Annotated in this window: 6 protein-coding genes; 3 read left to right on the top strand and 3 right to left on the bottom strand. The window is 66.6% G+C overall.

The features are described from left to right. The 3 genes from guaB to JHC57_RS20335 form a co-directional block, all read left to right on the top strand. Positions 1–1,334 (top strand): IMP dehydrogenase (gene guaB, locus JHC57_RS20345; RefSeq protein ID WP_294032414.1); only part of this gene is annotated, 1,334 nt, incomplete at its 5' end. Between the two features lie 9 nt (positions 1,335–1,343). Then, positions 1,344–2,534 (top strand): RsmB/NOP family class I SAM-dependent RNA methyltransferase, encoded by a 1,191-nt coding sequence (locus tag JHC57_RS20340; RefSeq protein ID WP_294032413.1) that lies wholly within the window; start codon positions 1,344–1,346, stop codon positions 2,532–2,534. A gap of 11 nt (positions 2,535–2,545) precedes the next feature. Beyond that, positions 2,546–3,097 (top strand): tetratricopeptide repeat protein, encoded by a 552-nt coding sequence (locus JHC57_RS20335; protein ID WP_294032412.1) that lies wholly within the window; start codon positions 2,546–2,548, stop codon positions 3,095–3,097. Between the two features lie 6 nt (positions 3,098–3,103). Here the strand turns inward: JHC57_RS20335 and rsmA are convergent, their stop codons facing one another. The 3 genes from rsmA to JHC57_RS20320 are packed head-to-tail and all read right to left on the bottom strand — an operon-like array spanning position 3,104 to position 6,299. Next, complete coding sequence (rsmA, locus tag JHC57_RS20330) at positions 3,104–3,943, bottom strand: 16S rRNA (adenine(1518)-N(6)/adenine(1519)-N(6))-dimethyltransferase RsmA (protein WP_294032411.1); 840 nt, start codon at positions 3,941–3,943, stop codon at positions 3,104–3,106. Next, positions 3,940–4,959 carry a 4-hydroxythreonine-4-phosphate dehydrogenase PdxA gene (pdxA, locus tag JHC57_RS20325; protein WP_294032410.1) on the bottom strand — a complete coding sequence of 340 codons (1,020 nt, stop codon included), beginning with the start codon at positions 4,957–4,959 and terminating at the stop codon, positions 3,940–3,942. Before pdxA ends, rsmA begins: the two co-directional genes overlap by 4 nt. After that, complete coding sequence (locus tag JHC57_RS20320) at positions 4,959–6,299, bottom strand: peptidylprolyl isomerase (RefSeq protein WP_294032409.1); 1,341 nt, start codon at positions 6,297–6,299, stop codon at positions 4,959–4,961. The genes pdxA and JHC57_RS20320 overlap by 1 nt, the downstream gene beginning before the upstream one ends. Between the last annotated feature and the right edge of the window lie 43 nt (positions 6,300–6,342).

Below are 6,342 nucleotides of genomic sequence, written 5' to 3'. Positions count from 1 at the left end.
TCCTGTCGTCGGCGATGGACACGGTGACCGAGGCCGACATGGCGATCCTGATGGCACAGATCGGCGGTATCGGCGTGCTCCACCGCAACCTGACCGTCGAGGAACAGGCGGCCGCGGTACGGCAGGTCAAGCGCTTCGAAAGCGGGATGATCGTCAACCCGATCACGATCACCCCCGACGCACCGCTGTCCTATGCGACCGCGCTGATGGATCAGCACCGGATTTCGGGCATTCCCGTCGTCGAGACCGGCGGCAAGCTCGTGGGCATCCTCACCCACCGCGATGTGCGCTTCGCCGACAATCCCGGCCAGCCCGTGCGCGAACTGATGACCGCCGAGAATCTCGCGACCGTCCGCGCCGGGGTCGGGCAGGAGGAAGCGCGCAAATTGCTTCACCAGCGTCGCATCGAAAAGCTGCTCGTCGTCGACGACGATTATCACTGCATCGGTCTGATCACGGTCAAGGACATGGAAAAGGCGGTCAATTTTCCTGACGCGACAAAGGACGGGAATGGCCGCCTGCGCGTCGCCGCGGCGACGAACACCGGCGATAGCGGTGTCGAGCGCGCCGAAGCGCTGCTCGATGCGGAGTGCGACCTGATCGTCGTCGACACCGCGCACGGTCACAGCAAGGGCGTCGGCGCGACGGTTGAACGCATCAAGAAACTGTCGAACCGCGTGCAGGTTCTTGCCGGCAATGTCGCCACGGGCGACGCGACCAAGGCGCTGATCGACGCGGGTGCCGACGGCGTGAAGGTCGGCATCGGCCCGGGCTCGATCTGCACCACCCGCATCGTCGCGGGCGTCGGTGTACCGCAGCTCACCGCGATTCTCGACAGCGTCGAGGCGGCGTCGAAGCTCGGCGTGCCGGTGATCGCCGATGGCGGCCTGCGCACCTCCGGCGACGTCGCCAAGGCGCTTGCGGCGGGCGCTTCGAGCGTGATGGTCGGATCGATGCTCGCGGGCACCGCCGAGGCGCCGGGCGAGACCTTCCTCTATCAGGGGCGCACCTATAAAAGCTATCGTGGCATGGGCAGTGTCGGCGCGATGGCGCGCGGCTCGGCCGACCGCTATTTCCAGCAGGATATCAAGGACCAGATGAAGCTGGTTCCCGAAGGCATCGAGGGTCAGGTTCCGTTCAAGGGGCCGGCGAAGGACGTCATTCACCAGATGGTCGGCGGCGTGAAGGCCGCGATGGGTTATACCGGCAGCCGCACGCTGAAGGATTTCCGCGAGCGCGCGAAGTTCGTGCGCATCACCAATGCGGGCCTGCGCGAAAGCCATGTCCATGACGTCGCGATCACCCGCGAGGCTCCCAACTATCCGGCGGGCTGAGGCCGGCCGATGACGCCTGCTGCGCGCATTCAGGCGGCGATCGAGATCCTCGACGCCATCGCCGCCGCCGCGCGCGAGGGCGGGGCGGCGGCTGACGCGATCTTTACCGAAGCGATGCGCGCGCGCCGCTATGCGGGGTCGAAGGACCGCCGCGCGATCCGCGGCCATGTTTATGACGCGATCCGCGTTGTGCGCTCGGCGCCCACGTCGGGCCGCGCCGCGATGCTCGCGCTCGCCGAAACCCAGCCCGATCTTGCGCTGCTCTTCGACGGCTCTTCCTATGGCGCCGAACCGATCGCCGCGGACGAACCGCGCGCCGAAACCGGGCTGGCGGCGGAGGCTTTGATAGAGCTGTTCGATCCGCTCGTCGGCGAAGGCGAATATGACGCGATGCTCGCGCGCGCACCGCTCGATCTCCGCGCAAATCGCATCAGGTCGAAGGCCGCCGATCTCGCCGCGCTTTTCCCCGAAGGCGGAACGATCCCAGGCGCGCCCGACGGCTGGCGCCTGCCACCCGAAACCGCCGCCGTCCAGCATCCCGCCTATGCCGAAGGCCGTTTCGAGGTACAGGACGCCGCGAGCCAATATGCCTCCGCCGCATTGGACCCTCGCCAAGGACAAGCGATCGTCGATCTTTGCGCCGGTGGTGGCGGCAAAACGCTTGCGATCGCGTCGCTGACCGGTGACGATGCCGACATCCTCGCCTGCGACACCAACCGCGCGCGCCTCCAGCAACTCCCGCCGCGCGCCGAGCGCGCCGGTGCGACCCGCATCGAGACGCGGCTGCTCAATCCGGGGCAAGAGCCCGCGATGCTCACCGGCTGGCAGGGCAGGGCCGACCGGGTGTTCGTCGATGCGCCTTGCTCGGGCAGCGGCACCTGGCGACGCAGCCCTGAACTGCGCTGGCGCCTGACCCCCGCGCGGCTCGAACGTCATCTCGCCGATCAGGCCAGGCTGATCGACATCGGTGCCGACCTTGTGGCGCCGGGCGGCAAACTGATTTATGCTGTCTGCTCGATCATCACGCGCGAGGGGCGGGCACAGGTGGACGATTTTCTGAACCGGAATCCGGGCTGGACGGTCGACGTCCGCTATCTGCCGGATGGCATCGGCCGCGCTGCGGGCTGCGGCTATCTCCTGACTCCGGCGCATGATGGCTGCGACGGATTTTTTCTCGCGCGGCTGACCGCGCCATGTTAGCATTCCCTGCAATGAAGCGATGGGAGAATGCGATGCGTGTCGGCTTTCTGGCTCTTTCTGCGGGGTTGATCCTCGCCAGCCTGCCCACCGCATCCGACGCGCAACGCGCCGACAACGACATCTTTCCCCGCTCGATCGCGCTCCAGCAGGAAGGGCACAAGGCGCAGGAAGCCGGCGATCTCGATCAGGCGATCGACTTTTATGAATCGGCGCTCGCTGCCGACCCGCGCAACCGCTCGGCGATCATCGCGTTGGCGCAGGTCGCCCGCGCGCAGGGGCTGCCCGGCAAGGCGATCGGCCTTTATCGCGAGGCACTGGTGCTCGAACCCAACGACATCGTCGCGCTGACCGGGCAGGGCGAAGCCCTCGCAGACAAGGGTGCGCTCGAACTCGCGCGCGAAAAGCTGGCCGAGGCGCAGCGTGTCTGCAGCGACAAATGTCCGCAGGTCGCGGCGCTTGAAAAGACGATCGCATCGAGTGCGTCGAAGCGCGTCGTCGCCGCAGAAGTGCTGGTGCCGAAGCCGGTAGTCGCGACCGTCGGTACGACCAGTAGCCAGAACTGATTGGGGTCAGGCGCCCAGCGCGCGGGCCAGCTCCACCCACTCGTCGACGCTGACCGTCTCGGCGCGCCGTGTCAGATCGATTCCGATCGATTCCGCCGCCGCAACGGCGCCTTCGGCGCCCTTCAGACTTTGCCGCAGCATCTTGCGCCGCTGGCCGAACCCCTTTTCGGTGAGTTTCGACAGCAGCCTCGGATCGACGCCTTGGGGCTCGGCGCTAGGCGTCACATGCACGATCGCCGACATCACTTTGGGAGGCGGTGTGAAGGCCGAACGATGCACCTTCATCGCGATCTTCGCATTGGACCGCCACTGTGCGAGGACCGCCAGCCGCCCATAGGCGCCCGTCCCGACCGGGGCGACGATGCGTTCGGCGACTTCGAGCTGGAACATCAGCGTCAGCGATACCCATCGCGGCGGCCACGCCGCGGGCTCGAGCCAGCGCGTGAACAGCGCGGTGCCGACATTATAGGGCAGGTTCGCGACGATATGATAAGGTGCGCCGCCGATCAGCGCGTCGACGTCGACCGCCATCGCATCACCGGCGATCACCGTCAGCTGCCCCGGAAAGGCTTGGCCCAGCTCGGCGAGCAACGGCAGGCAGCGGTCGTCGCGCTCGACCGCGATGACCTTTGCTCCCGCCCGCAGCAGCGCGCGGGTCAGCCCGCCCGGGCCGGGACCGACCTCGAATACCGTCGCTCCGTCGAGATTGCCCGGCAGTGCGGCGATCCGGTCGAGCAATTGCTCGTCGAACAGGAAATTCTGCCCGAGCGCCTTGCTCGCCGACAGGCCGTGCACGCGCACCGTTTCGCGCAGCGGCGGCAGCGGAGTGCGCGGCTGGATCGTCACTTTGCCGGCGCGCAGCTGCGCTCGCGGGCAGCCGCCATCCGCGCCGCCATCGCGATCGCGGCGATCGTAGGTCCCGGGTCGGCGCGACCGGTCCCCGCGATATTGAACGCCGTGCCATGGTCGGGCGAGGTGCGGATGATCGGCAGGCCGAGCGTCAGATTGACGCCATCGTGGAAATGCAGCGCCTTGAACGGTGCCAGCGCCTGATCGTGATAGCCGCAAAGCAGCGCATCATACTGGTCGCGGATACCCGGTGCGAAGAGCGCGTCGGCTGCCACCGGCCCGTCGACGATGATACCGTCCTCGGCAAGCTGGGCGATGGCGGGGGCCATGACCCGCTCTTCCTCGCTGCCGAGTTGGCCGCTTTCGCCCGCGTGCGGATTGAGCCCCGCGAGCGCGAGGCGCGGCGTCTCGATTCCGAAATCGCGCCGCAGCCCGCGCGCGACGATCCGGGCCTTGGCGACGATCAGCTCGCTCGTCAGCCGCTCGGGTACCTCGGCGAGCGGGATATGCACGGTCAGCGGCACGACACGCAGGCTCGGCCCCGCCAGCACCATCACGGCATTGGTCGCGGTGACGCCGCAGCGTTCGGCAATGAATTCGGTCTGCCCCGGATGCGTATAACCGATGCCGTGCAGCGCATATTTCGACACCGATCCGGTGACGAGCGCCGAACTCGCCTGGTTGCGCGTCAGCCCGATGCCGGTTTCGAGCGCGTGGAGCGCACAGGTTGCGCCAGCCGGCGTCGGCTGGCCGGGGATCAGCGGTCCGCTGTCTTCGAGATGCCATACGGGAAGTGCGGTGTCGAACGCCCGCCCGACCTCGTCCATATCGCCCACTCGCGCGACGGGACCGTCCCAGACGGCCTCGATAGCCGCAATGTCGCCGATCGCCACGAACGGCGGCAGGTGGTTTTCGCGGCGCGCGGCCCAGGCGCGGGCCGTGACTTCGGGGCCGACGCCGGCCGGGTCACCCATGGTGACCGCGATCGGGCGGCGCGGGTCGTCAAAAGTCATCAGCTATATTCGATCACCGCGTCGCGGCGCAGGTCGCGCAGATAGCGCTGGGCCCGCTTGTTGACCTTGTCCTCGAGCAGCTTTTGCTCGATCTGCTCGAGATTCGGCGCGGTTGCGGTCTGCGGCATATCGCGGCCGCAAAGCACGAGAACGCTGACGCCCTCGTTGGCCGAACCGAACGGCTGCGTCGTCTGTCCGACCTGCAGGTTCGCAAGCGTCGCCTGCAGCGGTGCCGGCAGTGCGCGCATTTCGATATTGTCGCGCGATACGACGGCCGCGCCAAGGCTCTGCGCCACCGCGTCGGCGGCACCACAACCGGCGATCGCCCGCGTCGCTTCGGCGAACTTGCTTGCGAGCTCGGAAGCCTTTTCCTGCGTCGTGCCCGCCGGGAAGTCCAGCGAGAGCTGCTTGAGGCTGAGGACCGCATCGCGCGGGTCGGCGGTCAGCACCTGGCGCCGGTCGATCATCAGCATGATCGAGATGCCGCCCGGCACCTCGATCGGGCCGACGAGTTGGCCCGGCTGCATCTGCGTTGCAGCCTCGCCCATTGATCCCGGCAACTGGCCGGCTTTCACCCAGCCGAGATCGCCGCCGACGACGGCGGTCGATGCTTCCGAAAACTGGCGTGCATAAGCGGCAAAGCTGCCGCCCGCCTGCAAGGCCTGGATGATCTTCTTCGCATTTTCAGTCACCGACGCCGCATTTTCGGGCGTCGCCGACAGATAGATTTCACCGAGGTGGAATTCGTCCTGACCCTTGGTCCCCATCATCTGGTCGGCGACGATCTTGACCTCTTCGGTCGACACGTTGGTCGTCGACTGGATGTTACGCGACAGGAGGCGATCCCACGCGAACTCTCCGCGAATCTGCTGTTTTACCGCCGCGGCTGACGAGCCCTTCGACGCCAGATACTTGGAAAATTGGTCGGGTGTCTGCTTGAAACGCGTCGCCAGGCGGGCGAACTGATCGTTGACGACATTCTCGTCGATCGTAATCTCGGCCGCCTTGGCTTCCTGGATCTGCAATTTTTCGTCGATCAGGTTGCTGAACACCTGATTGCGCAGCCGCTGTATTTCCTCGGGCGGCAGTTCGACATTGTTGTTGGCGATCCGGATCAGCGCCATCCGCTGTTCGATGTCGGTCGCGGTGATGATCTCGCCATTCACCGTCGCGGAGGGGCGATAGACGTTCGGCTTGGCATCGCCGTAAAGCTGCACATTGCCGGGAATGTTGAGGCTGGTCGTCGGCACTTCGCTATCGGCGACGGTCTGGGCCAGCACGGGCGTCACGCCGACGGCGGCCAAGGCGATCAGGCCGGTCATGGTCGAAAATTTGGTCATCTTTACCCTATTCGAGAAAGTCCGGACGCTCCGTATCAGCGGA

Source organism: Sphingopyxis sp., from assembly GCF_016463645.1.
In the GTDB taxonomy this organism is placed as follows: domain Bacteria; phylum Pseudomonadota; class Alphaproteobacteria; order Sphingomonadales; family Sphingomonadaceae; genus Sphingopyxis.
Note: the sequence above shows the minus strand (reverse complement) of the source record. Positions and strands in the feature narration are given on the sequence as shown.

Coding starts and splice junctions, on each gene's coding strand:
- JHC57_RS20320 (WP_294032409.1), bottom strand. CDS start 6,299: ATGACCAAATTTTCGACCATGACCGGCCTGATCGCCTTGGCCGCCGTC.
- pdxA (WP_294032410.1), bottom strand. CDS start 4,959: ATGACTTTTGACGACCCGCGCCGCCCGATCGCGGTCACCATGGGTGAC.
- JHC57_RS20335 (WP_294032412.1), top strand. CDS start 2,546: ATGAAGCGATGGGAGAATGCGATGCGTGTCGGCTTTCTGGCTCTTTCT.
- JHC57_RS20340 (WP_294032413.1), top strand. CDS start 1,344: ATGACGCCTGCTGCGCGCATTCAGGCGGCGATCGAGATCCTCGACGCC.